The following is a 23,741-nucleotide window of genomic DNA, read 5'->3' as shown; positions in this document are numbered from 1 at the left end:
ATCCCTCCTGTCATGCCGTCAGTCCGGTCCCGTGCACCGGATCCGCCTCCGCGGGATGCGGAAGGCGGACCCGGTGCGGCGTCCTCAGAGCAGTCCGGTGACCGTACCGGCGCCGACGGTGCGGCCGCCCTCGCGGATCGCGAAGCCGAGTCCGGCCTCCAACGGGATGTCACGACCCAGTTCGACGGTCAGGTCGACCGTGTCACCGGGGCGCGCCACGGCCACCGCGCCGAGGTCGATGTCGCCGACGACGTCCGCGGTGCGGATGTAGAACTGGGGCCGGTAGCCGGTGGTGACCGGGGTGGACCGGCCGCCCTCCCGAGCCGACAGCACGTACACCTGCGCGGTGAAGCGACGGCTCGGGGTGACGCTGCCGGGCGCCGCGACCACATGGCCGCGGCGCACCAGGTCGCGCTCCACCCCGCGCAGCAGCAGGGCGACGTTGTCACCGGCCTGTGCGGAGTCCATCGGTTTGCCGAAGGTCTCCAGTCCGGTGACGACCGTCTCGATGTCCGGTCCCAGCACCGACACGCGGTCGCCGACCCGGACGGTGCCTCGCTCGACGGCTCCGGTGACGACGGTGCCCCGTCCGGTGATGGTCAGGACGTTCTCCACCGGCAGCAGGAACGGCGCGTCGGTGTAGCGGACCGGCATCGGTACGTAGGTGTCGACGGCGTCGAGCAGCGCCTCGACGGCCGCGGTCCACCGCGGGTCGCCCTCCAGGGCCTTCAGACCCGACACCCTGACGACGGGCACGGCGTCACCGCCGTAGCCGTGCGCGGAGAGCAGCTCCCGGACCTCCAGCTCGACCAGGTCGGTCAGCTCGGGGTCACCCGCGTCCGCCTTGTTGAGGGCGACGACGATGTGGTCGACCCCGACCTGGCGGGCGAGCAGGACGTGCTCGGAGGTCTGCGGCATGATCCCGTCGAGTGCGGAGACGACGAGGATCGCCCCGTCGAGCTGGGCCGCACCGGTGACCATGTTCTTGACGTAGTCGGCGTGTCCCGGCATGTCGACATGGGCGTAGTGACGGGTGTCGGTCTCGTACTCGACGTGCGCGATGTTGATGGTGATGCCGCGCCGGCTCTCCTCGGGCGCCCGGTCGATCCGGTCGAACGGCACGAACGTGCCGGTTCCCCGGTCGCTGAGGACCTTGGTGATGGCGGCGGTGAGGGTGGTCTTGCCGTGGTCGACGTGGCCCATGGTGCCGATGTTGAGGTGCGGTTTGGTGCGTACGTATGCCGTCTTGGGCATGGCTCATTCCTTGGAACTCGAAGCTGGGAGAAGACCCCGGGGCCCTGCCGACCCTCCCCTTGCGGGGTCCGCCGGACTGTCGGGGGAGGGTCAGCTTCGGGCGCCGCCGAGGGGCGCGACAGCAGCGGTGAACGCCGCTGCTGCGACACGTGCCGATGCGCAGACAGGGTTCACGGCAGCCTTCGGCGCATCCGCGACTGCGGACAGCGCTGCGAGGAAGGAGTACCGGAACATGGGTCCGATGATGGCTGACCGGCAGGGCCGCGTCGAATGGTTTTCCGGCGGACACCGCGGGCCGGTACAGGGAGTTCGGGTTCCGCTCCGGCATCGGGAACGCCCGGTCGGCGGGACGTTCGGCGGGGCGCCGCCGGTCGCGTGATGCGTGCCCCACAGTGCGGCGATCACGCACGGGCTTCGGCTAGTCTCCCCGCATGCTCGCCCCCGTCCCCGCCGCCCGGCCCGCCGACGGTCTCGCCGTGCGCCTCACCAGGGCGCTGCTCTCGCCCTGGTCCCGGTTCTCGCTGCTCGTGGCCGTGCTGCTGGCCGCCGCGGCGACGATGCTGCTCCTCGATCCCCAACGACTCCTCACCACCGGCCGGCCCGGTGGTCTGAGCGACGGGGCCGCCGCGGCCGTGCTGTTCGGTGTCGCGTACGGCGTGTGCACCGTTGCCTTCGTACCGCGGCCGCTGCTCAATCTGGCGGCCGGTGCGCTCTTCGGCTCGCAGGTGGGGCTGGCCGCCGCGATGACGGGCACGGTGCTCGGCGCGGGCATCGCGTTCGGGCTGGGCAGGGTGCTCGGGCAGGACGCGCTCCGTACGCTGCTGCGTGGACGCTGGCTCAAGGCGGCGGACGGTCAGTTGAGCCGGCACGGTTTCCGTTCGATGCTGGCGCTGCGGCTGTTCCCCGGTGTGCCCTTCGCGGCGGCCAACTACTGCGCGGCGGTCTCACGCATGGGGTGTCCGCCGTTCCTGGTGGCGACGGGGCTCGGCTCGGTCCCGAACACCGCCGCGTATGTCGTCGCGGGCAGCGAGGCGTCGTCGCCCATGTCGCCCGCGTTCCTGGCAGCCATGGGCTTCATCGTGGTGACGGGTCTCGGCGCGGCCGTCGTCGCCTGGTTCAGGCGTCACCGCTTCACCGGCCAGTGATCCTGCGGGATCGGGGGCGGGCACTCGCCGGAGCGGTGGGGGCGCTGGGTACGCATGCCGCTGTTCATCTGCGGGCGATACCCTGCCCAAGACCGACCGTAGATCTCCGGGCCCGGCACGGGCCTGTTCTTATTTGACCGCTATGCGTACGTGGCCGCCGGCCCTCCTTGCCGACGGCCGATGCACGATCACCTCCAGGATGGCCAAAGCCCCATGAACTGGTTCGAATCGTTCGTCCTGGGCCTCGTTCAGGGACTGACCGAGTTCCTGCCGATCTCCTCCAGTGCGCATCTGCGGCTCACCGCGGCATTCGCCGGCTGGCACGATCCGGGTGCGGCGTTCACCGCCATCACCCAGATCGGCACGGAAGCGGCAGTCCTCCTCTACTTCCGCAAGGACATCGTCAGGATCGTCTCGGCCTGGTTCCGTTCGCTGACCGATCGCGCGATGCGCAGCGACCACGACGCCCAGATGGGCTGGCTGGTGATCATCGGCTCGCTCCCCATCGGCATCCTGGGGGTCACGCTCAAGGACCAGATCGAGGGGCCCTTCCGCGATCTGCGCCTGATCGCCACCACCCTGATCGTCATGGGCATCGTCCTCGGCATCGCCGACCGTCTCGCCGCCCGCGACGAGACCGGTGGCAGGCACCGGGCCGCCAAGGAGCGCAAGACGCTCCGGGAACTCGGCGTCAAGGACGGCCTGATCTTCGGCTTCTGCCAGGCGATGGCCCTTGTCCCGGGCGTCTCCCGCTCCGGCGCCACCATCAGTGGCGGTCTGCTGATGGGGTACACGCGCGAGGCGGCCGCCCGTTACTCCTTCCTGCTCGCGATCCCGGCAGTGCTCGCCTCGGGTGTCTTCGAACTCAAGGACGCGGGTGAGGGGCATGTGTCGTGGGGGCCGACGATCTTCGCGACGGTGATCGCGTTCGGTGTGGGTTATGCCGTGATCGCCTGGTTCATGAAGTTCATCACGACCAAGAGCTTCATGCCGTTCGTGATCTACCGCGTGGCTCTCGGGGTGCTCCTGCTCGCGCTGGTGGCGGCAGGGGTGCTGAGCCCGCACGCGGGCGAGTCGGCGGGTTAGACGGGGCCGACGGGGACACGTTTCGACACCTGCCCCGTTCCCTCGCGTGGAGATCGCTGGCGGGAATCAGAGGCGGTTCACGTCCGATCGACATGACAGCTCCCACTGGCCCCCTGGCCGGAATACGCCGCCCCGGCAGCAGTGGGCCGGGCTGTGCCGTTGGGGGCCGGCAGGACGTTCGCCGTACCCGCGCCGCGAGCCGGACTCCCCGTCGGCTCAGCGCTTCGCGCGACGGTGGGCCAGAAGCCCACCGATGACCATTCCGACCAGCAGGGTCACGGTCAGGACCGCCCAGAGCGGCAGGGTGACTGTGGGGATCCACAGCTGGATACCGACGGATTCGGTGTTTGCGGCGATGAACCAGACCACAATGGCTGCCAGCACCACGATCCCGATCGTGCGCAGCCGCACGTCCCGGCCCTTGACGGAGAGAGTCGGCGGGGCGTGCGGTAGAGACGACTTCTGTGCCATGAGTCCAGTATCAGGCGATTACAGCCATGAGTCCTGGCCAGTCCCGTCGGCCTCCCCGGCTGCACGGGGCTCCCGGCATCCGGCGACCGCCCCCGTGCACCGTGCCACGACCGGCACACCTCAGGGCGTGTCGCCGCGCCAGTCCCACCGCTCGAAGTCGCCGTCCCTGGGCCCGTACTCCGCCCGGCCACCCGGGCCGAAGCGCCCGATCTCCGTGCTCAGCGCCACTCCCTCACGCAGTGCCAGCTCCGTCCAGCCGGTCACGTCGAGAAGCAGTCCGTCGAGCGGACCGGCGACCAGCTCCCGATAGGAGCGGCCCGGCTGGGGGCCGGGGTCGGGGTCGTCGTGGTCGGCTCCGTACACACGCCGCTGCCGCATCTGCTCGTCCATGGGTGCAGGATCGCATCCGGCACCGACAGTCGGGGGCAGGCGTCTTCGGGCCCACACCGGTGCGCCAGACGCTTCCCGGTGCCCTTGGCCGTCCGGCCACGGGGCCGGGCCGACCCTGCGCCCGGACCGGATACTTCCGCCGCGTCGCACGCGCCACGCCGGGCATCGGTGTGGTTCTGCCGTCGGGCCGTAGCGTACGTGTCACACCCCGGCTCGACGCGTGCGACGGCATCCAGCCTGACCTGCACGGCAGCCCCGGCGGCCCGGATCCTTCGGGGCCGGCAGGGCCGAAAGTCCCTGCCGTACACGGCGGGCGCGTACCAGTCTGGGGCATGTACCGCTGGAACCTGGAGGGAAATGATGACCACCACCGAGCTTCCCGTGATCGCGGCCGTCGACGGTTCGTCGCACAGTCTCGAGGCGCTCGACTGGGCCGCCCATGAGGCCGTTCGCCGGGCGCTTCCCCTGGTGATCGTGCACGCCCGGACGCCGGACCGGCGAACCGACCCGGAGACGCAGAAGCGCGAGTCGCAGGAACTGCTCGACCGGTCCGTACACAGGGTCTCCGAGATCACCCCCGGTCTTCGGCCGTCGGCTCTTGCGCCGCTGGACTACCCCTCGGCCGCGCTCACCTCGCTCAGCCGGGACGCGTCGCTGGTGGTCGTCGGCTCGCGTGGCCTGGGCGGATTCCGGTCCCTGATGCTCGGTTCCGACAGTCTGGCGACCGCCTCGATGGCCGTATGCCCCGTCGTGGTCGTCCGCAGCGGCGCGTCAGAAGGGGAAGCGGCGGAGGAATGCGGGGACGTGGTCGCGGGCGTGGCCGCGGACGAGAGCAGTGAGCCGGTGCTGGAGTTCGCCTTCGCGACGGCCGCCACCCGGCCCGGTGCACGGCTCAGGGTCGTGCACGGCTGGACGATGTTCTCCTCGATGCTGTCCGGCGGCCCCGTCTTCGACCGGGAGGCTGCGGCGGGCGCGGCCACCAGGAGCCTGGCCGAACTCACCGCCGGGTGGCGGGAGAAGTATCCCCAGGTCGAGGTCGTCCGGGAACCGGTCACAGGGCCCGCCGCACGGGCCCTGGTGACGGCTTCGGAGACCGCGGCTCTCACCGTGGTCGGGCGACGCAGGGGCGGCGAGTCCCTTGGCCTCGGCCTCTCTCCCGTCGCCCAGACCACACTCACCCACGCGCTCGGGCCGGTGGCCGTGGTGCCCTGCTGAACGCCGGGTCGGCCCGCCGTGCGTGCACGCCTCTTGGCCTCTCACGCCGGCGGGCGGACACTGACCTGATGACGCAGCGCGTGGATCTCTCGACCGTCATGAACCATCTGGCCATCGATGCAGTGATCACCGCCTACGCGAATGCGGTGGACGACGGGGCGTGGGCGGACTACCGGGCCCTGTTCACCGCGGACGGCCGCGCCGACTACCGCGGCCCGGGCGGTGTCGAAGGACCGGTGGCGGAGGTCGCGCAGTGGCTGGAGGAGACCCTGCGGTACTTCCCCGTACGCCAGCATCTGATCCTCAACCGCCGGATCACCCTCCAGGACCTGGGTGGCTACCCGGGCGACCGCGCCGACGTACGGGCCGACTACGTGAACCCGATGCTGCTGGACAGCATCGGAGGCGACGGAGACGGTGGCCGGGCCGGGGCGGTCGTGCCGAACTTCCTCTCCGGCGGGCGGTACACCTTCACGCTGTCACGGGCGGAGGTCGGCAGCTGGCGTATCCGCACCATGACCGTGCACGAGATGTGGCGCGGTCAGGCACGCCGGCCGCCCCGCGTCTGAGTCCGACCGCAGCCGCTTCTGGCCTCCCCGGCCGAGGAAGAACTGCGGAACGGTCGACCAGGGGGGAGACTGCTGAGCAGCGGGACGAGGAGGCGCCGCATGCGGATTCCGGTCGGTCGGCGCGAGCGGGGGGAACCGATGCTCCGGTCCGCTCGGTGGCGTGGCTGCGCAGCCCTGGTGGCCGGTGCCCTGCCCGCGCTCGCGTTTCCGGCCCCGTCCTTGTGGTGGCTGGCCCTTGTCGGTCTGGTGCCGTGGCTCCTGCTGATCCGCTCCGCCCGCACGGGGCGGCGCGCGGCGCTCGACGGCTGGCTGGGCGGGATGGGATACCTGCTCGCCGTGCACCACTGGCTGCTGCCGAGTCTCCATGTGTTCCTCGTGATCCTCGCGGCGCTGCTCGGCCTGCTGTGGGCCCCCTGGGGTCTGCTGGTGTTCCGGATCCTGCGCACGCCGGTGTCCGCATCAGCGGCCGCGACCGCGCTCGTCGTCGTGCCGTGCGGCTGGCTGATGATCGAGCTGGTCCGTTCCTGGGATGCGCTGGGCGGTCCCTGGGGGCTGCTCGGGGCGAGCCAGTGGGAGGTGGCCCCGGCGCTCCGCGTCGCATCCGTCGGCGGGGTGTGGCTGGTGAGCCTGCTCGTGGTCGCGGTGAACACGGCCGTAGCCCTGCTGTTCCTGACCGTCACCACCCGTACGGTCGCCGTCGCCGGCATCGCGGTGTGCGCTCTCGCCGTGGGGGCGATGGCCCAGTGGGCGCCGCAGCCGGAGCAGTCGGGCCTGGCCAGGATCGCCGTCGTGCAGCCCGGCGTCGTCGCCGGTGCCGACAGCGTCGAGCACAGACTCGCCGTCAGTGAACGGCTGACCGGTTCCCTGGAGGGCCGGGACCTCGACCTGGTGGTGTGGGGCGAGAGCAGTGTCGGTGTGGACCTCGCCCGGGACCCGGGCACGACCGCCCGGATCGCGGCCCTCTCGCGTCGGGTGGGTGCGGATGTGCTCGTCAACATGGACGCCCGGCAGACCGGCGGTTCGGGCCGGACCGGAATCTTCAAATCTGCGGTGCTGGTGGGTCCGCACGGTCTGACCGGTGACCGTTACGACAAGATGCGACTGGTGCCGTTCGGTGAGTACATCCCGGCCCGCTCGGTACTGGGATGGGTCACGTCCGTGGGCAAGGCGGCGGGTGAGGACCGGCTGCGGGGCACCCATCCGGTGACGATGCGGCTGCCCGGCGCCGTCGGGGGCAAGGGGCTGCGTATCGGACCGTTGATCTGCTTCGAGTCCGCTTTCCCGGACATGAGCCGGAGGCTGACACGGGACGGTGCGCAGGTGCTGGTGGTCCAGTCGTCGACTGCGACGTTCCAGCACAGCTGGGCTCCCGAGCAGCATGCCTCGCTCGGAGCACTGCGGGCCGCCGAGAACGGCCGCCCCGTGGTGCATGCGACGCTCACCGGAGTGAGTGCCGTGTACGGCCCGCGGGGCGAGCGGATCGGTACCACGCTCGGCACGGACGCGAGCGGGGCCGCGGTGTTCGACGTACCCCTGACCTCCGGTACGACGCTCTACACACGGCTGGGCGACTGGCCCGTCCAAGGGGCGTCGGCGGTGGTGGCCGCCTACTGCCTGATCGAGGGGGTGCGGTGGTTCAGGCGGCGCGACCGGGTCGGATCGGCTCCGGCAGGCGCCGCGTCCGCCGATTCCGCCGGTCGCTGCCGCGCCACCGGCTGGCCGGGCTCCGGTCCGCGGCCGTGAGCCCGCACTCCGGGCAGCTCATCCGGGGCCGTTCACCGAGATGATGCGGCCCTGGGCGTCGACGGTCAGTGCGACCCGCTCGATCTTGTTCGTCACGGTCAGCACCAGCCACACGGCGCCCCAGAGGAAACAGGTGAACACGGTCAGGACGGCGTGCAGCACATGACTCACCGGCCGGCCCCGGACCATGACGACCTGTGTCTCGGAGCGTGACTCCACACGCCAGCCGCTCGCGATCCGCTGGTTGACGGCCCAGTCCAGGATCAGACCACGCTGTGCGGCATCCGGCGGTCGCCCGTCGGCTGTGTAGTAACCGGGCGGCGGCTGGAGTGCTCCCCAGCCCCGTGGCTCGTCGCGGGGCCTTGGCCTCATACGGTCACCTCCGTGGGCCGGCGGTCCATCTCCCCAGCCTGCATCGGGGCGCGGCCCCGCGCATCCCCGGCCGGATCACGCCCCGCTCACGTGCCTGGGCACCGGTCCGGTCCCGATCGGGATCCCGGCTGGACGCAGTCCAGGTCCAGCAGGATGCGTTCGCACAGCTCATGGGTGCGCAGGGCGTCCGCGGCGCTGAGCACCTTCCCGGCCCGCACGGCGTCCAGGAAGGACAGCACACTCTGCTCGATACCGCGCTGGCGGGCCACCGGAACCCAGTCGCCGCGCCGCCGCAGGGTCGGCTGCCCCTTGTGATCGATCACCTCGGCGAGATTGACGACCTCACGCCTGGAGTTCTGGCCGGACACCTCCAGCCGCTCCTCAGCAGAGCCGCTGAGCCGGTTCATCGTGCCGATGGCGGTGAACCCGTCACCGGCCAGCTGCAGCACGACGTGGTGCATCAGACCGTCACGGATCCTCCCGTGCACGGCGGTGTGCTCGATCGGTCCCGGCACCAGGAAGCGGAGGGTGTCCGCGACGTGGATGAAGTCGTCGAGCACTACGGTGCGTGGGTCCGCGGGCAGGCCGACCCGGTTCTTCTGCATGAGGATCAGCTCGCGCGGATGCTCGGCGCACTGCGCGTAGCCGGGCGCGGACCGACGGTTGAAGCCGACGGCGAGGCTCACCCCGCGCTCCTCTGCGAGGTTCACCAGGCGCTCGGAATCCGCGAGTTCGTAGGCCAGCGGTTTGTCGACATAGGTGGCGACGCCTGCACGCAGCAGCCGCTCCACGATCTCGGGGTGCACGGCGGTCGGGGCGTGGACGAACGCGGCATCCAGGCCTGCGGCCAGAAGCGAGCCGAGGTCGGCATGGCGCTGCCGGGAAGGGATCCGATGGGACTCGGCGATCGCGGCAAGGGTGGCGGGAGTCCGGGTCTGCAGATGCAGTTCGATGCCTGGGAGGGCCGTCAGAACCGGCAGATAGGCCTTCTGCGCGATGTCGCCGAGCCCGATGCAGCCGACCTTCACCAGGGTCTCCCTCTCACTGTTCAGCGCTCGCCGGCGTGTGGTCACCGGGCGACGGCCCGCCCCGCGGACCCGGTCCGTGCCCGGTGTCCCGCGCGGTGGCCGGTGCGCAGCCTCCGTCCGGGCAGCATACGTGCGCTGCGGCGACCGGCGGTCCGCACTGCCGTCGCAGGGGAAGCCCGGACCGGGGCCCAGGCGCGCGACGGGGACGAGCGACGCGCAGACTTCACCGAACAGCTGCGCGCAGCACTCGGGTCGCGGTCGGTATTGCGCTGACCGGCGTCACTCGTGCGGGCCATTCCCGGCCTTCCGGCTCACTCGGAACCGGGGCCGCACGCCAGAGTCGATCAGGTGCAAGGAACCCGAATCTTCCTCAAGCTCCTGGTCGGCGTGGCGGTCACGGCCCTGTCCGGCTGTGTGTCCGTGGCGGCGCAGCCGGAGTCCCCGTCCAGGCCCGGGGCCGGCAGGCCCACCCCAAACCTGGCGTCCCCCATCGCGCGGCCACCGGTCCACGACCGCCTGGAAACCGTGGCCGGCCCCGAACGGTCCGCCTCCGCGTCCTCCCCGGCACCCGGCGCGCGACCGGAAACCCGCCGGGCCGCTCCCCCCGCGCCGCGGCCACGGCCGTACCCCGATCCGGCGCAGCCCCGCCTCCGCCGGATCCCGACCGTTGTAACAGCGCCGCCTGTGCAACTGCCGGCCCCCATCAGTGGGACGGACGTCTGCGCTCTGGGACGCGGATACGGGCACTGGCCCGCGGGCAGCCCACAGTCCCAGATCTGCGAACGCACCTACGGCCGCTGAGCCCGGCTAAAGCAGAACGGACCGGCGGCCCGTTCACCGCGGCCGGGGCGGCCCTCACATCTCCCGCAGCCTCAGCCCCAGCCGCTCGATCGCCGCGCGGACCCCTCCCCCGTAGCCGTCGTCCGTCCCGTCGTCCGCCAGCACGGCGGAGGCGGCGCGCGCCCGGTCCAGATGGATCCGGGCCGCCTCGGGGCGGTGGAGCTTCACATAGTCCGCCGCGAGATTGAGATGCAGCGACGGATAGAAGGCCCGCACCGCGAGCGCGTCGGCGTGCTGCGCCGCGCGCTCGTCGGTCAGGCTTCCGGCCGCGGTCAACGCCCTCAGGTCCCAGGCCAGTTCATCCCCCGGGTCGTCCTGGGTGTCGGCCATGTAGTGGGCGAGGGTGCACCGGTGCAGGGCGTCCCCGTCCTCGCCGATCTCCGACCAGAGCTCACCGAAGCGATTGCGCGCCTCCTCCCGGTCGCCACCGTGCAGCAGCATGATCGCCTGACCGATCCTGGTCATGACGGCATCCTTGGACGCCTCCGGCTGCTCCGCCATCGCGGCCTCCCTGTCCCATGTCCACCCGGTTCGGTCCGACGCTAGCGGCAGCGGGGGGCGATCTTGCTGAGGCTCCTCGGGCGGGCGTCCTGGAGCTGTCCACCGGGCGCCCGGCCCGGCGTGCCGAGCAGGTGCGTTCGCCCCCGGGCCGGGCGGAACCGTGGTGTCAGCCCAGGTCGGGAATGCGCCAGTCGATGGCCTCGTGCCCCTGCGCGGCGACCGCCTCGTTGATCTGTGTGAACGGACGGGAACCGAAGAACTTCTTGGCGGACAGCGGTGACGGGTGCGCGCCCTTCACCACCGCATGGCGCTCCTCGTCGATCAGCGGAAGCTTCTTCTGGGCGTAGTTGCCCCAGAGCACGAAGACGGCCGGATCGGGCCGCGAGGCGACCGCGCGGATCACCGCGTCGGTGAACTTCTCCCAGCCCTTGCCCTTGTGCGAGTTCGCCTCACCCGCGCGTACCGTCAACACGGCGTTGAGCAGGAGCACCCCCTGCTCGGCCCACGGCATCAGATACCCGTTGTCCGGGATCGGAAGGCCGAGTTCCTCCTTCATCTCCTTGTAGATGTTGCGCAGGGAGGGCGGTGTCCTGACTCCCGGCCGAACGGAGAAGCACAGCCCGTGCCCCTGCCCCTCCCCGTGGTACGGGTCCTGGCCGAGGACGAGGACCTTCACCTTGTCGTACGGAGTGGCCTCCAGGGCTGCGAAGACCTGGTCGCGCGGCGGGTAGACCGGCCCCTTGGCCCGCTCCTCCTCGACGAACTCGGTGAGCTCCTTGAAGTAGGGCTTCTGGAGCTCTTCGCCGAGGACGCCGCGCCAGGACTCGGGCAGCAGGTCGGTGTCGGTCACGTCAACAACCTCCGGTAGGTGATCCGTTCTTCGAACGAGAACCTACCGGGGGCCACTGACAACGGCCCCTGCCGGCCTCGCCCGTGCCTACCAGCTGGCCTTGCGGTAGAACTCCCACATCTGCATGACCGTCTGCGGGTCCAGGGCCCGCTCACCGCCGCCGATGTCCTCGCCCGCCGCGACGTACAGCTTGCCCTGCCACAGCGGCAGCAGCCGCACGTCCTCGACGAGGATCTGCTGGGCACGCTCGAACTGCTTGCTGACCGCGCCCCGGTCGCTCTCCTTGCGGGTCTGCGGCAGCACCTGCTCGGTGATCTCCTTCTTCAGGTACGGCATCCCGGTGACGCTCTCCTTGCCCACGAAGGGGGCGATGAAGTTGTCCGGGTCCGGGAAGTCCGGGAACCAGCCACGGCCGAAGACGGGGTACTCCCCCTTGGTGAAGCCCTCCTGGAACTCCTTCCAGGGCTTGCTCTTCAGGGTGATCCTGAAGAGCCCGGAAGCCTCCAGTTGCCGCTTCAGTTCGGCGAACTCAGGGGCCGTGGACGATCCGTACCGGTCCGTCGTGAACCAGAAGGTCAGGGCGACGGGTTCGGTGATGCCCGCCTTGAGGAGGATCTCGCCGGCCTTGGCCTTGTCGGGGTCACCGTAGGCGTCGAAGAAGCTGGTGGTGTGTCCGGCGATGCCCTTGGGGACCATCGAGTACAGCGGCTCGGCCGTCCCCTGGTAGACCTTGGCCACCAGGGCGTCACGGTCGACGAGCTGGGCGATCGCGCGCCGTACGGCCACGTTCCCGGCGGCCGGGTCCTCGGGATTGAAGACCAGGAAGCGGATGTCCGCGCCGACGGTCTCGACCAGTTGCAGATTGCTGTTCTTGTCCTTGTTGTCTTGCAGGCTGACGACTTCCTCGGCGGTCAGACCTCGGTAGATCGCGTCGATCTCGTCCTTCTTCAGCGCGGAGACCATGGGGGCGGACTCCTTGAAGTACCGAATGGTAACCGCCCCGTTCTTGCGGTTGGCGAACCCGTCGTAGTCCGGATTCTTCACCAGTTCGGACCGGTTTCCCGGCTTGTACGAATCCAGGAGATAGGGACCGGAACCGGTGACCTGTCCGTCATTGCGGACCTTGTGCTTCGAATAGGCACTGGGCGCCACCAACGACATCGCCGGCGTGGCAAGAATGAACGGGAAAGTGGCGTCCGGTTTGCTGAGGTGGAATACGACGGTGTCGTCCCCCACGGTCTCCACCCGGTCGAGAGAGCCGAGCATGCCGACGGGGCCGCCCTTGACGTCGAGTTCCGTGATCCGGTCGATGGAGTACTTCACGGCTTCGGCGTCGAGTTTCTCCCCGTTGGAGAACTTCAGACCCTCGCGGAGCTTGCACCGGTAGGCCGTGCTGGTCAAATCGGTGAATTTGCACCATTCCGCAGCATCGGGCTCGGGCTTCGTGCTACCGGTAGGGAAACTCACCAGGGTCTGGAATACATTTCGCATCAGTTCCCAGGAGTTGTCCCACGCAGCCGCCGGATCGAGCGTGGACGGCTCACTGGTCGTACCGACGACTATCTTCTGCTCCGCTTCCGAGCCGCTGTCGGACAACAGTCCGCAACCTGCCAGCAGAGAAAGGGAAGCAACGACTGCAGTGGCCTGCAGACTGGCCCGGTAGAACACGTGAACGCTCCTCGATCAGCCGTGGGTCGGCAGACCATATCGCAGTGCCCCACCGGGTCAATCCGCAGGCCCGGTGGGGCACTCGAGTCAATAACGGCCAAATCAGCTCAGGCCGTTCTCAGCTCACACCCGCATTCAGGAAAATTCCCCCGTCGACCACCAGGGTCTGTCCCGTGATCCAACCGCTCTGGCTCGACGTGAGGAACGCCGCGGCCCCACCGATGTCCTCGGGAGCCCCCAGCCGGCCGAGCGGGTAGGCCGCCGCGGCCTCCGCCTCACGACCCTCGTACAGCGCCTCGGCGAACTTTGTCTTCACCACCGCGGGAGCGATCGCATTGACCCTGACGACCGGCGCGAACTCGTGCGCCAGTTGCAGCGTCAGATTGACCATGGCGGCCTTGCTCATGCCGTACGCCCCGATGAATGGCGAAGCGGACAAACCGGCGACCGAGGCGATATTGACGATCGCCCCGCCATTCTCCTTCTGCCATGCCTTCCAGGTCTGCTGGGCGAAGCCGAGCGCCGAGATCACGTTCGTCTCGAAGACCTTGCGGGCGACGTTGAGATCGAGCTCCGCGATCGGACCGAACACCGGATTGGTACCGGCGTTGTTGACCAGGAAGTCGACGCGGCCGAACGCCTCCATGGTGCGCTCGACGGCAAGGGCCTGGTGCGCCTCGTCGTGCGCCTTGCCCGCCACGCCGATGACCCGGTCGGGACCGAGGCGCTCGACGGCCTCCTTGAGGGCGTCCTCGCCCCGCCCGGTGATGCACACCCGGTCGCCGCGTGCCACGAACGCCTCGGCGACGCCGTAGCCGATGCCCCGGCTCGCGCCCGTGACGAGCGCGACCTTCCCGCTGTCCTGCACCGTCATGATGTCCGCACCCCTTCGCATCAGTTGAGCGGTCCGCCGGCGACGTACATGACCTGGCCGGAGACGAAGCCGGCCTCGTCACCCGTGAAGAAGGCGATGGCGTTGGCGATGTCCTCGGGGCGGCCGACACGCTGCACGGGGATCTGGGTGGCGGCGGCGGCCTGGAACTCCTCGAAGCCCATGCCGATCCGGGCGGCGGTCTGCGCGGTCATCTCGGTGACGATGAAGCCGGGTGCGACGGCGTTGGCGGTGATGCCGAACTTGCCGAGTTCCTTGGCGAGGGTCTTGGTGAAGCCCTGCAGACCGGCCTTGACGGCGGAGTAGTTGGCCTGGCCGCGGTTGCCGAGCGCCGAGGAGGAGGAGAGCGAGACGATACGGCCGAACCCGGCGTCCACCATGTGCTTCTGGACGGCCTTCGCCATCAGGAACGCGCCCTTGAGATGCACGTTCATCACGATGTCCCAGTCGGACTCGCTCATCTTGAAGAGCAGGTTGTCGCGGAGCACGCCCGCGTTGTTGACGAGGATCGTCGGGGCGCCGAGCTCGGCGGCCACGCGCGCGACCGCGGCCTCCACCTGGGCGCTGTCCGACACATCGCAGCCGACGGCGAGCGCGGCGCCCCCGGCGGCGTTGATCTTCTCGACGGTGTCCTTGCAGACCGCCTCGTCGAGGTCGAGTACGGCGACGGCGCGGCCCTCGGCCGCCAGGCGCACCGCGGTGGCGGCGCCGATACCCCGCGCCGCTCCGGTCACGATGGCGACGCGCTGCTCGGTGGTGGACATGCTTGGTTCTCCTCGCCCTTGGATCGCGGCTCAGCGGACGTCGGGGGCGCCCGGCGCGGAACCTTCGCGTGCCGGGAGCCCTGCCGATGACTGAGCAACCGCTTAGTACCTTCAGCAGACGAGACGCTAGAAGCCCTGGCACCCGGTGTCAACGGCGCACGGCCACAGGGGTGCATGTCACACCCGCGGCGCCACAGCCGCGGCACCTGCGGGCGTCACAGCGGGGTGATGGATCAGCGCACGAGCAGGTCGAGCAGCCGTTCGACCTCGGCCTCGGGGTCGGCCGTGAGACCACTGTGCACGGGGCCCGGCTGGACCACCGTGGAACGCGGAGCGATCAGCCAGCGGAAGCGGCGGCCTGCGTCGTCGCGGGCCGCCGGGCCTGCGTCCGCACCGCCACGGCACACACCCTCGACGGCGTGCAGCGCGGCCCGCACACCGGCCGTGTCGGCACTCGGGTCCAGGGCCTTCAGCTTGGTCTCGTCGAGATGGGTACGGGCGGCGACGAAGCTCCGCGCACGGCAGTAGACGACCACACCCGCGTTGAAGAACTCATCTCGCTGCACCCGCGGCACGACGCGCAGCAGTGCGTACTCGAAGACATCGCGCTCGGTCAACGCCGGCCGTCCTTGTCGTTCTTCTTGGTGGGATGCGGCCAGGGGGTGAGGTGGTCGGTGAGCCAGCCGGGGGCCTGCGACGGCCGGGGCTCGGTCGGCCCGTCCATCGTGATCCGCTCGTGGATGGTGGCGGCGCGCGGCAGCAGCGCCTCGACATAGGCGCGGCGCACCGCGTCGGTGGAGTCGAAACCGGGCTCGTCCACCAGCCACTCGTCAGGGACGTCGGCCGCGATCCCGGTGAGCAGTTCCTCGGTCACCAGCGGGGCCAGCTCGGCGGCGGCAGCCGCGACATCGGGGGCGAACGGGGCCAGCGCATGGTCCGAGGCGTTGTACGGCTTGGCGGCGGAGGCCTGGGCGCCGGGCCAGTTGTGGTGCCAGATCATGGTGGCTCCGTGGTCGATGAGCCACAGGTCGCCGTGCCAGATCAGCATGTTCGGGTTGCGCCAGGACCGGTCGACGTTGTTGATCAGCGCGTCGAACCAGACCACGCGTCCGGCTTCCCGCGGGTCGACCTGGTAGGCGAGCGAGTCGAAGCCGATCGAGCCGGGCAGGAAGTCCATCCCCAGGTTGAGCCCGCCGCTGGACTTCAGCAGCTCCTGCACCTCCTGGTCGGGCTCGGCGAGCCCGATGACCGGGTCGAGCTGGATCTGCACGAGGGCGGGGACGCGGAGGCCGAGCCGGCGGCCGAGCTGTCCGCAGATGACCTCCGCGACAAGTGTCTTGCGGCCTTGGCCGGCGCCGGTGAATTTCATGACGTAGGTACCGAGGTCGTCGGCCTCGACGATCCCGGGGAGCGAGCCACCCTCACGCAGGGGCGTGACGTAGCGGGTCGCAGTCACCTCATTCAGCATTTCCCTGCCATCCCAGTCTTCCACCTTGCATTCAACGAACAGCTCCCAGCATGCACAGCCGGCCCGTCGGCCACGATCAGCCGTGGGGGATTCCGGGAGGTCCTGACCGGCACCGGAAACCCGCTTCCCGAGAAGCCCATCGATCGCCGCACGGCCCATGCTCCCGGCCTCCGGCATGAAGTGAGCATATGGACGCGCTCCCTCCCGTCCCGCACCCGCCCCACTTCGTCGTCCCAGCGGCTCAGCATGGTGGGGGCGCCGCGCATCTCCGCGAGTTCCCCCGGGTGGTCAGGGATTCCCCGGATTTCTCCGCGGCTCGGCGTCGACGAGTTGCCGCCAGCCCTCCGCGCTCAGGGCATGGGCAGGTGCGCCGGATCCGGCCAGGCGCTGCCACAGTCTCGGGGAGATCAGCAGGCAGGCGCTGACGGCGCCCAGCAGCAGGGCGCCCGCCGGGTCCGAGCGGATCGGCAGGAGTTCCTCCTGGCTCTGCGCGTACCATCCGCGTCCGGCCGCGGCCTGCGCGAGTTCACGCAGCACCGCCCCCCGGCCGCGGCCCACTTCCGCGTGCCGCACGACCGCCATGAGCAGCATGTGGGTGCGGACACCGGGGCGGGCCACCGGCGGCGGACCCGTCTCCTCGCCGCACGACAGCGCGAGCCAGCGCCGCACCAGGTCGACACCCGCGACTTCGGCGTTCACGGGTTCCACCAGGCGCGGGTTGACGTCGATGTAGTGGACCCGGCCGCGGTCCCGGTCCAGGATCGCGTCCAGGGACAGGGGGCCGTGCCAGTCCAGCGCGGAGCCGAGCTCGGTGAGGTGCCGGGTCACCTCGGGCAACACCAGCGACTCCTTGGCGGAGGCACTGCCCTGCACGCCTTCCCGTCTGCGCAGCACCGTGTGGGAAGCGACGAGCGCGCCCCGGTCGAACAGTGCCTGGATCATCACCAGCCGTCCCGGCACCGCCCGCTGCACGAGAATCTCACCACCGCGGGCGAAGACCTCCCGCACCTGCGGCTTCGCCGCGATCCCGGACAGTTCCGCGGCGTCGTCCGCGCGCCACACTCCCCGGCTCGACGTGGCCACCGGGAGCTTGACGTAGGCAGGCAGTCGTCCCGCCGCGGCCGGCACCTCGCCCTCCTCGGCGACCAGGGCGGTGTCCGGCTGGGGCAGCCCGAGCCGCTCGAAGAGGCGTACCGCCGCGACCTTGTCCTGCGCCTTCCGCATCGCGTCGAAGTCGGGCACCGCGAGCCCGGCCCCCAGACCGGCGAACTCCTCACGGTGCCGTGACAGCGCGACCGCCTGCTCGTGCGTGGGCAGCAGGACGTCGTACGGATGGCTCGTCAGCACCTGCCGCAACGCGTCGAGGTAGCGTTCCGGGTCCGCGGAGAACCGGGGGCTCCGGTGGCGTCGGTGCGCCCAACGCGACAGGGCGGTGAAGGAGAGACCACCGCTGTCCATGACTCCGACCTCGTGCCCCTGGCGCCCGAGCACCGTCAGGATCTCGCGGGCCGAGGCGCTGGAGGCCTCGGTGAGCAGGACACGGTAACGGCGACCGGCACGCGGGGTGTCAGCCATGGATCGTCTCCTCACGCCGGGTTCCGGCATTTCGGGCGGCGCCGGTGCCGAGCACCAGGGTCAGGGCGCCTGCCAGGAAGAACACCAGGATCGACAGCCATGCGGTGCGGTAACTGCCCGTCCACTGCAGGACGAGGCCGAAGGCCGACGTGCCGAGGAAGGCCATGCACCGGTTGGCCGTCTCGAAGATGCCCAGGTACTCCGTCGTGCGGTCCGGTGGTACCAACTTGACGAAGACCGAACGCGACAACGCGTAGGTCCCCCCGACCACGAAGCCGGCGCCGACACACAGCGCCAGGAACGCGCCGAACGCTCCGCCGGGGATGAGTGCGCCCGCTACGACAGTGAGGATCCAGACCAGCACGAACCCCAGGAGCACCGGGCGACCGCCGTGCCGCTCGGCCAGGCGTCCCGCGACGAGCGCACCGGCGAAGGCGACGAACTGGACGGCGAGCACCGCGATGACCAGGCGGTCCTGAGGGATGCCGATCGCCTTCACGGCGAACGTACCCACCAGGGAGGTGACCGCCTGCATGCCGTTGTTGTAGAGCAGGAACGCGACCAGGAACCAGCCGGCCCCCGGCAGGCTCCACAGCTTCCGGACCGCCGGGAACAGGGCCCGGTAGGCACCGGCCCGCTCCCCGTCGGTCGTCGTGTCGGTGGGGCTGCTGCCGTAGCCGCGCAGCAGCCACACCGACACGACGGCGAACACCAGCCACCACAGTCCGGTAATGAGCAGGATCACCCGCACCGCCTGGTCCTCGGTCAGACCCAGCGCGTCATGGTTGGCGTACAGCACGAGGTCGAGCAGCAGGACGGCGCCGCTGCTGAGGAAGCCCGCCGCCGAGCCCTCGGTGGACATCCGGTCCTGCCGCTCGGGAGGGGCCAGGACCGGCAGATAGGTGTTGGCGACCATGACCGAAGCGCCCAACGCCATTCCGGCCACCACGTACAGCGCCCCGCCGAGGAGGTAGTCCGTCTCCCCGATCGCGCACATGCCCGTTGCCGCGACGGCGCCGGTGACGGCGAAGGCGCAGAGCAGGCGCCCCTTGTCATGGCGTTCGGTCAGGGCTGCCGCCGTGGGGAGCACGAAGACCTGGAGGAGGGCGGCCAGGGCAGAGATGTAGGGGTAGTAGGAGCCGGCCAGCACCGGAATCCCGACCGGGTGGAGAAATCCGTCGGCATCGGCCGCCTTCTCGCTGACATCGGTGATGTACGGCCCGAAGAAGATCGAGGTGACGGACGTGGTGAAAACGGAATTTGCCCAGTCGTAGCCGTACCAGCCCATTCGGCCGCGCCGTGTCGCCTGCCATCGGGCTTCGGTGCTGTCGGGGAGTGCCTCCAGGCGGTTCACGGGCTCGGGCATCACGGGCGTCCTGCGGCGCCGAGGGGGAAGATTCCACAGGTCGGGCAGGGTGCTGGAGTCATGGTCTGCGTCCGGGTGTGGGGGGACGGGGGACGAGTTCCTCCTGCGAAAGGCACCAGTCCGCCATCGATGCGTACGCCCCCGAACCAGTGGTGGCGTCACCCCTGACCGAAGTCCGGATCACGGGGCGGAAATCGAATGGAAGCTACGGCGAACTGCTGCCACGACGCTTCGGCGCGAAGCCACCGGGCCGAACGAATGCTTTCAGCCGAGCAGGGATCGCGCCATTATTTCCATCAGTTCCTCCGTTCGGTCGTTGATGAAGAAGTGTCCGCCGGGAAACATCCGAGCCTGGAAACGAGCGCTGGTGAGGCGTTCCCAGGCCAGGATCTCGGCCTCGTCGGCCCGGGGGTCCCGTTTCCCGCCGAAGACGGTGAGCGGGATGCCCAGCGGCGGCTGCTCCCGGTACTCGTACGTCTCGTTGACCGCCAGGTCGGCGCGCAGCAGCGGCAAGAGCAGCTCCATGACGTCGTCCGTACGCAGGATCTCCTCCGGCGTCCCCCCCATCCTCGCCACCTCGCCGATCAGGTCGGCAGCAGGGAGGGCGTACAAGGTCCGCCTGAAGGACGGGAGGTGGGGCGCCGGACGGCCCGAGACGAACAGGTGGACAGGCGGTGGGGCCCCCGTGCTCCGCAGGTGCCGCGCCAGTTCGAAGGCCACCAGCGCTCCGAGGCTGTGCCCGTAGAGCGCGTACGTTCCGGTGAACTGCCCGCGCAGAGCGGTTGCCAGTTCGTCGACGAGGGTGTCACAACGGTCGTACGGCGTCTCCCGGAACCGTTCCGCCCTGCCCGGCGGCTGTACCGGGCAGACGAGGACACCGGGGGGCGCCAGCCGGCGCCAGGGCGCGAAACCCGCGGCACTGGAACCCGCGCTGGGAAAGCAGTACAGCCGGGGAGCCGACAGGCACGGCTCGCCGAACGGCAGCCACGGGCGGGCAGTTCCCTCGGCGGCTCCCACGTCCGCCAGGGACTCCTGGGTGTTCTCGCTCATCGCACCTCGATCGTCAGGTACTCCGGCGGCGGCTGGATCTGCCGCAGGTCGGACTCCAGGAGCAGCCGGCTGCCGTCGCGTTCGACCTCGCGGAAGCCGGCGAAGGCGTAGGTGACGTACATGACCCGGTTGCGGCCCGTCTCCACGAAGTCGGCCCGCAGCACGGCGCCGTCCTCGCGGGCCAGCCGCATCACATGGTTGAGCAGCACCGTGCCGACCCCGCGGGCCATCACGCGGCAGGACATCAGCATCATCCGCAGATGCCAGGCGGGCCGGCCCCGCTCGACCAGGGCGAGTCCGATCGTGCCGTAGGTGCCGTAACGGTCGGTGAGCCCGGCCACCAGGAGCAGGTGGTCCGGGGAGTGCCTCAGCTCGTCGAGTTCCTCGTACGAGTACGTGCGGCCGGTGGAGTTGAGCTGGTTGGTCCGCACGGTCAGTTCCTCGGCGCGCTGCAGGTCCTCACGCCGGGCCTCGGAGATGGTGAAGCGCATGTCGAGCGTGGCGAGGAACTCCTCGTTCGTCCCGGTGTAGTCGTGCTCGATCCGGTCGCGCAGGGCGGCGCTGCGGTACATCTCGCGCCGGATCCTCGACTCGTCGGTGACGAACTTCGGCTGGAACTCCGGGGTGCGGAGGGTCTCGGCGAGTTCGGTGACGTCGACCGTGAGCACGCTCGGGTGGGTGTGTTCCACCTCCTCCCGTTCGAAGGGCTGGTCGTCCACGAAGGCGACGGCGTCCAGGCCGATGTTGAGCGACGTGGCGATCTGCTCGACCGAGGCGGACTTGGGGTTCCAGTTGATCTGGGGGTAGAGGAAGTAGTCCGCCAGCCCCTCCTCCCGAAGGCGCTCCACCGCGCTGTCGTGGTCGTTGCGGCTGGCGATGGAGTGCAGGATGCCGAGTTCGTCGAGCCGCCTGATCGCCTCGACCACCTCGGGGCGCACGGTGACCTGTCCGTCCTCCAGCAGGACCCCGTCCCACAGGGTGTTGTCCAGATCCCACACCACGCACTTGATCCGTCCCTGCCGGGGCTTCGTGCGGGTCGTGCTCCCAACGGTCTGCCCGGCGTTCACCGTGCCACCTCCCGGTAGGCCTCTGTCGCGATGGTGAGCTGTTGCAGTTCGGTGCTTCCTTCGATGATCTCGGCCACCTTGGCGTCGCGGTACAGGCGGGCGGCCGGGTGGTCGGCGCTGAAGCCGTTGGCCCCGTGGATCTGCACCGCGTCGCTCGCGGCGGCGGTCGCCGCGGTCGAGGCGTGGTACTTGGCCACCCAGGTCGCCATGATCGTCGCCGGGTCGTCGGCATCCTTCAGCCGTCCCGCCTCCGCGCACAGCAGCCGGGCGGCCCGGCTGCCGACGACCATGTCGGAGATCTTGCGGCGGATCAGCTGCAGTTCGGACAGCGGGCCGTCGCGAACCGTGCGGCGGGAGGTGTAGTCGACGCATGCGTCCAGGCAGGCCTGCACGACGCCCACGGACCCGCAGGCGACGCTGTACCGGCCCAGGTCGAGCGCCCCGGTCATCACGGTTCCGGCCGCCCAGCCCCGCGGGCCGATCAGCGCGTCCTGGCCGACCCGTACGTCCCGCAGCGTGATGCCGGCGAGCATGCTCGCCCTGGTGCCCATCACCCCCTTGATGGGGGTGATCTCGACCCCGGGGCTGTCGGCGGGCACCAGGAAGGCGCTCATGCCGTCGCCGGTCCGGCAGAAGACGAGGAGGAGGCCGGCAACCTGGCCGGCGGTCATCCATTTCTTCTCGCCGTTGATGACCCAGCCGGAGGCGGCGGGCTCGGCCACGGTGCCGGAGGCCGAGGCGTCGCTGCCGCTGTCGGGTTCGGTGAGGCAGAAGGCTCCGAGCAGTTCGCCGGCCGCCAGCCGCGGCAGCCAGCGTGCTCGTTGCGCGTCGCTGCCCCAGCGGTGGACGGTCCAGGTCACCATGGTGTGGACGGTCAGGAAGCTGCGAACCGACGAGCAGCCCCGGCCGATCTCCTCGTGCACCCGTCCCAGGGTCGTCCACCGCATGTCCGAGCCACCGTCCGAGGGCGGCAGGAACGGGGCCCACAGGCCGAGTTCGCCGATCCGGGCCAGGATCTGCGGGGGCAGCCGCTCGGCCTGGTCCCACTCCTCGGCGTACGGAACGATCTCGGTGTCGACGAACGCGCGGACAGGGCCCAGGACGTCGCCCGGATCGGATTGGGTCCCGGGACCTGCTTCGGTCAGGGAAATGGTCATGGCGTCCTCCTCGTCAGCCGGCCGACAGCCGGGCACCCTCGGTCATGCTCCGGACCAACTCCGCCATTGCGTTCAGCGTGCGGAAGTTGTCGAGCCTCAGCTCTTCGTTGGGCACCCGGACACCGAAGGTCTTCTCCACGAACATCACCAGCTCCATGGCGAAGAGCGAGTTGACGAAGCCCAGGGCGAAGATGTCCTCCTCGTCGGCGAGGGAGATCTGCGGGAACTTGGCGGAGATGAACTCGCGGATGGGGGTGCGAATGTCGTCGGACACGGTGGGATCACTCCTCGGATGGTGGGAACGGGACCTCAGTTGGCGGAGAGGGAACGGTCGGCCCGGTGGCCGTTCACGGACGGGCCTGCGGCCGCGGCCGCCGACGGGCCGTAGGAGTAGAAGCCCTCGCCCGTCTTGCGGCCGTGCAGTCCGGCGTCGGTCATGTGCTTGAGCAGCGGGCAGGGGCGGTACTTGCTGTCGGCGAAGTGTTCGTACAGCACCTCGATGCTGTAGAGGATCGTGTCGACGCCGATGAGGTCGGCGGTCTCCAGCGGGCCCATCGGGTGGCCGAAGCAGCTCCGGAAGACCTCGTCCACGGTCTCGGCGGTGGCCACGTTCTCGTACACCAGACAGGCGGCCTCGTTCACGGTGAGCATGAGCACGCGGTTGGAGACGAACCCGCACGCGTCGTTGACGTCGATGGCCTTCTTGCCCATCGAGATCAGCAGCGTGCGGACGCGCTCCAGGGCTGCCGGGGACGTGTGGTGACCAGGGATCAGTTCCACGGCGGGCTTCATGGGCACGGGGTTCATGAAGTGCACGCCCACGAACTGCCGGGGGCGCCCGGTGAGGGAGGCCAGCCGGGTGATCGGGATGGCCGACGTGTTGGCGACGAAGACGGCGTCGGGCCGGACGACGGCGTCCATCTCCAGGTACAGCGAGCGCTTGAGGTCCCAGTTCTCGGTGATGTTCTCGATGACGACCTCGGCGTCCGCGAGCAGCGAGAGGTCGGTGCCGCTGTCGATGCGGGCAAGCACCTCCTCCGCGTCGATCTCGGGGCCGCCCAGCAACCGGCTCATCCGGCAGTTGGTCTCGATACCGGCCAGCGCCTTCTCGATCGCGTCGGGGTCGTTGTCCACCAACGCGACCCGGTGGCCCGAGTGCGCCAGGTTCTGTGCCACACCGGCGCCCATCACTCCGGCTCCGACGACTCCCACGTGTGCCATCACGGTTCTCCTTGTCCGGTCAACGGTTGTCTGCTTGTCGCGTCCGGCC

Annotated in this window: 24 protein-coding genes; 5 read left to right on the top strand and 19 right to left on the bottom strand. The window is 70.0% G+C overall.

Translation table 11 applies throughout. The features are described 5' to 3' along the window. Window positions 1-84: 84 nt before the first annotated feature. Entirely contained in the window at window positions 85-1,254 is a 1,170-nt protein-coding gene (tuf, locus tag AB0L71_RS21870) for an elongation factor Tu (RefSeq protein ID WP_365245426.1), read from the bottom strand. Between the two features lie 431 nt (window positions 1,255-1,685). Between tuf and AB0L71_RS21865 the strand changes: the two genes are divergently transcribed. Next, complete coding sequence (locus AB0L71_RS21865) at window positions 1,686-2,399, top strand: TVP38/TMEM64 family protein (RefSeq protein WP_365245423.1); 714 nt, start codon at window positions 1,686-1,688, stop codon at window positions 2,397-2,399. Between the two features lie 213 nt (window positions 2,400-2,612). Continuing rightward, window positions 2,613-3,485 (top strand): undecaprenyl-diphosphate phosphatase, encoded by an 873-nt coding sequence (locus AB0L71_RS21860; protein ID WP_365245420.1) that lies wholly within the window; start codon window positions 2,613-2,615, stop codon window positions 3,483-3,485. A gap of 216 nt (window positions 3,486-3,701) precedes the next feature. On the opposite strand, the gene AB0L71_RS21855 is transcribed toward AB0L71_RS21860, so the two are convergent. Together AB0L71_RS21855 and AB0L71_RS21850 are read right to left on the bottom strand one after the other, a co-directional pair. Then, window positions 3,702-3,956, bottom strand: a complete 255-nt coding sequence (locus tag AB0L71_RS21855; RefSeq protein ID WP_365245417.1) for a LapA family protein — start codon at window positions 3,954-3,956, stop codon at window positions 3,702-3,704. Window positions 3,957-4,076: 120 nt separating this feature from the next. Next, on the bottom strand, window positions 4,077-4,346 hold the full coding sequence (locus tag AB0L71_RS21850; RefSeq protein ID WP_365245414.1) for a hypothetical protein: 270 nt from the start codon (window positions 4,344-4,346) through the stop codon (window positions 4,077-4,079). Window positions 4,347-4,706: 360 nt separating this feature from the next. Between AB0L71_RS21850 and AB0L71_RS21845 the strand changes: the two genes are divergently transcribed. The 3 genes from AB0L71_RS21845 to lnt all read left to right on the top strand — a co-directional run bounded on the left by AB0L71_RS21845 (window position 4,707) and on the right by lnt (window position 7,873). Then, window positions 4,707-5,561, top strand: a complete 855-nt coding sequence (locus tag AB0L71_RS21845; RefSeq protein WP_365245411.1) for a universal stress protein — start codon at window positions 4,707-4,709, stop codon at window positions 5,559-5,561. 68 nt (window positions 5,562-5,629) lie between these two features. Then, window positions 5,630-6,130 (top strand): nuclear transport factor 2 family protein, encoded by a 501-nt coding sequence (locus AB0L71_RS21840; protein WP_365245408.1) that lies wholly within the window; start codon window positions 5,630-5,632, stop codon window positions 6,128-6,130. A 138-nt stretch (window positions 6,131-6,268) separates the two neighbouring features. Beyond that, window positions 6,269-7,873, top strand: a complete 1,605-nt coding sequence (gene lnt / locus AB0L71_RS21835; RefSeq protein WP_365245718.1) for an apolipoprotein N-acyltransferase — start codon at window positions 6,269-6,271, stop codon at window positions 7,871-7,873. 18 nt (window positions 7,874-7,891) lie between these two features. Here lnt and AB0L71_RS21830 read toward each other — a convergent pair whose 3' ends face one another. From AB0L71_RS21830 to AB0L71_RS21755, 16 genes are all read right to left on the bottom strand, one after another. Next, a complete protein-coding gene (locus AB0L71_RS21830; protein WP_365245405.1) occupies window positions 7,892-8,245 on the bottom strand; it encodes a hypothetical protein in 354 nt (117 codons plus the stop codon). A gap of 86 nt (window positions 8,246-8,331) precedes the next feature. Continuing rightward, a complete protein-coding gene (locus AB0L71_RS21825) occupies window positions 8,332-9,273 on the bottom strand; it encodes a Gfo/Idh/MocA family oxidoreductase (RefSeq protein ID WP_365245402.1) in 942 nt (313 codons plus the stop codon). A gap of 855 nt (window positions 9,274-10,128) precedes the next feature. Next, window positions 10,129-10,614, bottom strand: a complete 486-nt coding sequence (locus tag AB0L71_RS21820) for a hypothetical protein (RefSeq protein ID WP_365245399.1) — start codon at window positions 10,612-10,614, stop codon at window positions 10,129-10,131. A 166-nt stretch (window positions 10,615-10,780) separates the two neighbouring features. Next, the gene (locus AB0L71_RS21815; RefSeq protein ID WP_365245396.1) at window positions 10,781-11,464 is read right to left on the bottom strand and encodes a uracil-DNA glycosylase; all 684 of its coding nucleotides are present in this window, start codon (window positions 11,462-11,464) and stop codon (window positions 10,781-10,783) included. An 87-nt stretch (window positions 11,465-11,551) separates the two neighbouring features. Further along, on the bottom strand, window positions 11,552-13,132 hold the full coding sequence (locus AB0L71_RS21810; RefSeq protein WP_365245393.1) for an ABC transporter substrate-binding protein: 1,581 nt from the start codon (window positions 13,130-13,132) through the stop codon (window positions 11,552-11,554). Between the two features lie 118 nt (window positions 13,133-13,250). Further along, entirely contained in the window at window positions 13,251-14,006 is a 756-nt protein-coding gene (locus AB0L71_RS21805; RefSeq protein WP_365245390.1) for an SDR family oxidoreductase, read from the bottom strand. A 20-nt stretch (window positions 14,007-14,026) separates the two neighbouring features. Continuing rightward, on the bottom strand, window positions 14,027-14,788 hold the full coding sequence (gene fabG / locus AB0L71_RS21800; RefSeq protein WP_365245387.1) for a 3-oxoacyl-ACP reductase FabG: 762 nt from the start codon (window positions 14,786-14,788) through the stop codon (window positions 14,027-14,029). A gap of 233 nt (window positions 14,789-15,021) precedes the next feature. Beyond that, window positions 15,022-15,405, bottom strand: coding sequence for a DUF3037 domain-containing protein (locus AB0L71_RS21795; protein ID WP_365245384.1), 384 nt, complete (start codon window positions 15,403-15,405; stop codon window positions 15,022-15,024). Further along, window positions 15,402-16,256 (bottom strand): HipA family kinase, encoded by an 855-nt coding sequence (locus tag AB0L71_RS21790; protein ID WP_365245381.1) that lies wholly within the window; start codon window positions 16,254-16,256, stop codon window positions 15,402-15,404. The genes AB0L71_RS21795 and AB0L71_RS21790 overlap by 4 nt, the downstream gene beginning before the upstream one ends. A 288-nt stretch (window positions 16,257-16,544) precedes the next feature. After that, window positions 16,545-17,831 carry a hypothetical protein gene (locus AB0L71_RS21785; protein WP_365245378.1) on the bottom strand — a complete coding sequence of 429 codons (1,287 nt, stop codon included), beginning with the start codon at window positions 17,829-17,831 and terminating at the stop codon, window positions 16,545-16,547. Then, a complete protein-coding gene (locus AB0L71_RS21780) occupies window positions 17,824-19,197 on the bottom strand; it encodes an MFS transporter (RefSeq protein ID WP_365245375.1) in 1,374 nt (457 codons plus the stop codon). Before AB0L71_RS21780 ends, AB0L71_RS21785 begins: the two co-directional genes overlap by 8 nt. Before the next feature lie 264 nt (window positions 19,198-19,461). Beyond that, window positions 19,462-20,247, bottom strand: a complete 786-nt coding sequence (locus AB0L71_RS21775) for an alpha/beta fold hydrolase (RefSeq protein WP_365245372.1) — start codon at window positions 20,245-20,247, stop codon at window positions 19,462-19,464. After that, on the bottom strand, window positions 20,244-21,248 hold the full coding sequence (locus tag AB0L71_RS21770) for an HAD-IIIC family phosphatase (protein ID WP_365245369.1): 1,005 nt from the start codon (window positions 21,246-21,248) through the stop codon (window positions 20,244-20,246). The genes AB0L71_RS21775 and AB0L71_RS21770 overlap by 4 nt, the downstream gene beginning before the upstream one ends. Window positions 21,249-21,310: 62 nt before the next feature. Next, a complete protein-coding gene (locus AB0L71_RS21765; RefSeq protein ID WP_365245366.1) occupies window positions 21,311-22,471 on the bottom strand; it encodes an acyl-CoA dehydrogenase family protein in 1,161 nt (386 codons plus the stop codon). 13 nt (window positions 22,472-22,484) lie between these two features. Then, entirely contained in the window at window positions 22,485-22,745 is a 261-nt protein-coding gene (locus AB0L71_RS21760; protein WP_365245363.1) for an acyl carrier protein, read from the bottom strand. 35 nt (window positions 22,746-22,780) lie between these two features. Further along, window positions 22,781-23,692 carry a 3-hydroxyacyl-CoA dehydrogenase NAD-binding domain-containing protein gene (locus tag AB0L71_RS21755; protein ID WP_365245361.1) on the bottom strand — a complete coding sequence of 304 codons (912 nt, stop codon included), beginning with the start codon at window positions 23,690-23,692 and terminating at the stop codon, window positions 22,781-22,783. Between the last annotated feature and the right edge of the window lie 49 nt (window positions 23,693-23,741).

This window comes from Streptomyces sp. NPDC052052, assembly GCF_040680455.1.
Taxonomy (GTDB): Bacteria; Actinomycetota; Actinomycetes; order Streptomycetales; family Streptomycetaceae; genus Streptomyces.
This window is presented reverse-complemented; position numbering and strand designations above follow the sequence as displayed.

What these genes read in the sequence shown, in the direction of transcription:
- tuf (WP_365245426.1), bottom strand. Translation starts at nt 1,254, where the DNA reads ATGCCCAAGACGGCATACGTACGCACCAAACCGCACCTCAACATCGGC.
- AB0L71_RS21785 (WP_365245378.1), bottom strand. Translation starts at nt 17,831, where the DNA reads ATGGCTGACACCCCGCGTGCCGGTCGCCGTTACCGTGTCCTGCTCACC.
- AB0L71_RS21820 (WP_365245399.1), bottom strand. Translation starts at nt 10,614, where the DNA reads ATGGCGGAGCAGCCGGAGGCGTCCAAGGATGCCGTCATGACCAGGATC.
- AB0L71_RS21755 (WP_365245361.1), bottom strand. Translation starts at nt 23,692, where the DNA reads ATGGCACACGTGGGAGTCGTCGGAGCCGGAGTGATGGGCGCCGGTGTG.
- AB0L71_RS21850 (WP_365245414.1), bottom strand. Translation starts at nt 4,346, where the DNA reads ATGGACGAGCAGATGCGGCAGCGGCGTGTGTACGGAGCCGACCACGAC.
- fabG (WP_365245387.1), bottom strand. Translation starts at nt 14,788, where the DNA reads ATGTCCACCACCGAGCAGCGCGTCGCCATCGTGACCGGAGCGGCGCGG.
- AB0L71_RS21790 (WP_365245381.1), bottom strand. Translation starts at nt 16,256, where the DNA reads ATGCTGAATGAGGTGACTGCGACCCGCTACGTCACGCCCCTGCGTGAG.
- AB0L71_RS21855 (WP_365245417.1), bottom strand. Translation starts at nt 3,956, where the DNA reads ATGGCACAGAAGTCGTCTCTACCGCACGCCCCGCCGACTCTCTCCGTC.
- AB0L71_RS21830 (WP_365245405.1), bottom strand. Translation starts at nt 8,245, where the DNA reads ATGAGGCCAAGGCCCCGCGACGAGCCACGGGGCTGGGGAGCACTCCAG.
- AB0L71_RS21765 (WP_365245366.1), bottom strand. Translation starts at nt 22,471, where the DNA reads ATGACCATTTCCCTGACCGAAGCAGGTCCCGGGACCCAATCCGATCCG.
- AB0L71_RS21780 (WP_365245375.1), bottom strand. Translation starts at nt 19,197, where the DNA reads ATGCCCGAGCCCGTGAACCGCCTGGAGGCACTCCCCGACAGCACCGAA.
- AB0L71_RS21775 (WP_365245372.1), bottom strand. Translation starts at nt 20,247, where the DNA reads ATGAGCGAGAACACCCAGGAGTCCCTGGCGGACGTGGGAGCCGCCGAG.
- AB0L71_RS21845 (WP_365245411.1), top strand. Translation starts at nt 4,707, where the DNA reads ATGACCACCACCGAGCTTCCCGTGATCGCGGCCGTCGACGGTTCGTCG.
- AB0L71_RS21840 (WP_365245408.1), top strand. Translation starts at nt 5,630, where the DNA reads ATGACGCAGCGCGTGGATCTCTCGACCGTCATGAACCATCTGGCCATC.
- AB0L71_RS21860 (WP_365245420.1), top strand. Translation starts at nt 2,613, where the DNA reads ATGAACTGGTTCGAATCGTTCGTCCTGGGCCTCGTTCAGGGACTGACC.
- AB0L71_RS21865 (WP_365245423.1), top strand. Translation starts at nt 1,686, where the DNA reads ATGCTCGCCCCCGTCCCCGCCGCCCGGCCCGCCGACGGTCTCGCCGTG.
- AB0L71_RS21805 (WP_365245390.1), bottom strand. Translation starts at nt 14,006, where the DNA reads ATGACGGTGCAGGACAGCGGGAAGGTCGCGCTCGTCACGGGCGCGAGC.
- lnt (WP_365245718.1), top strand. Translation starts at nt 6,269, where the DNA reads ATGCTCCGGTCCGCTCGGTGGCGTGGCTGCGCAGCCCTGGTGGCCGGT.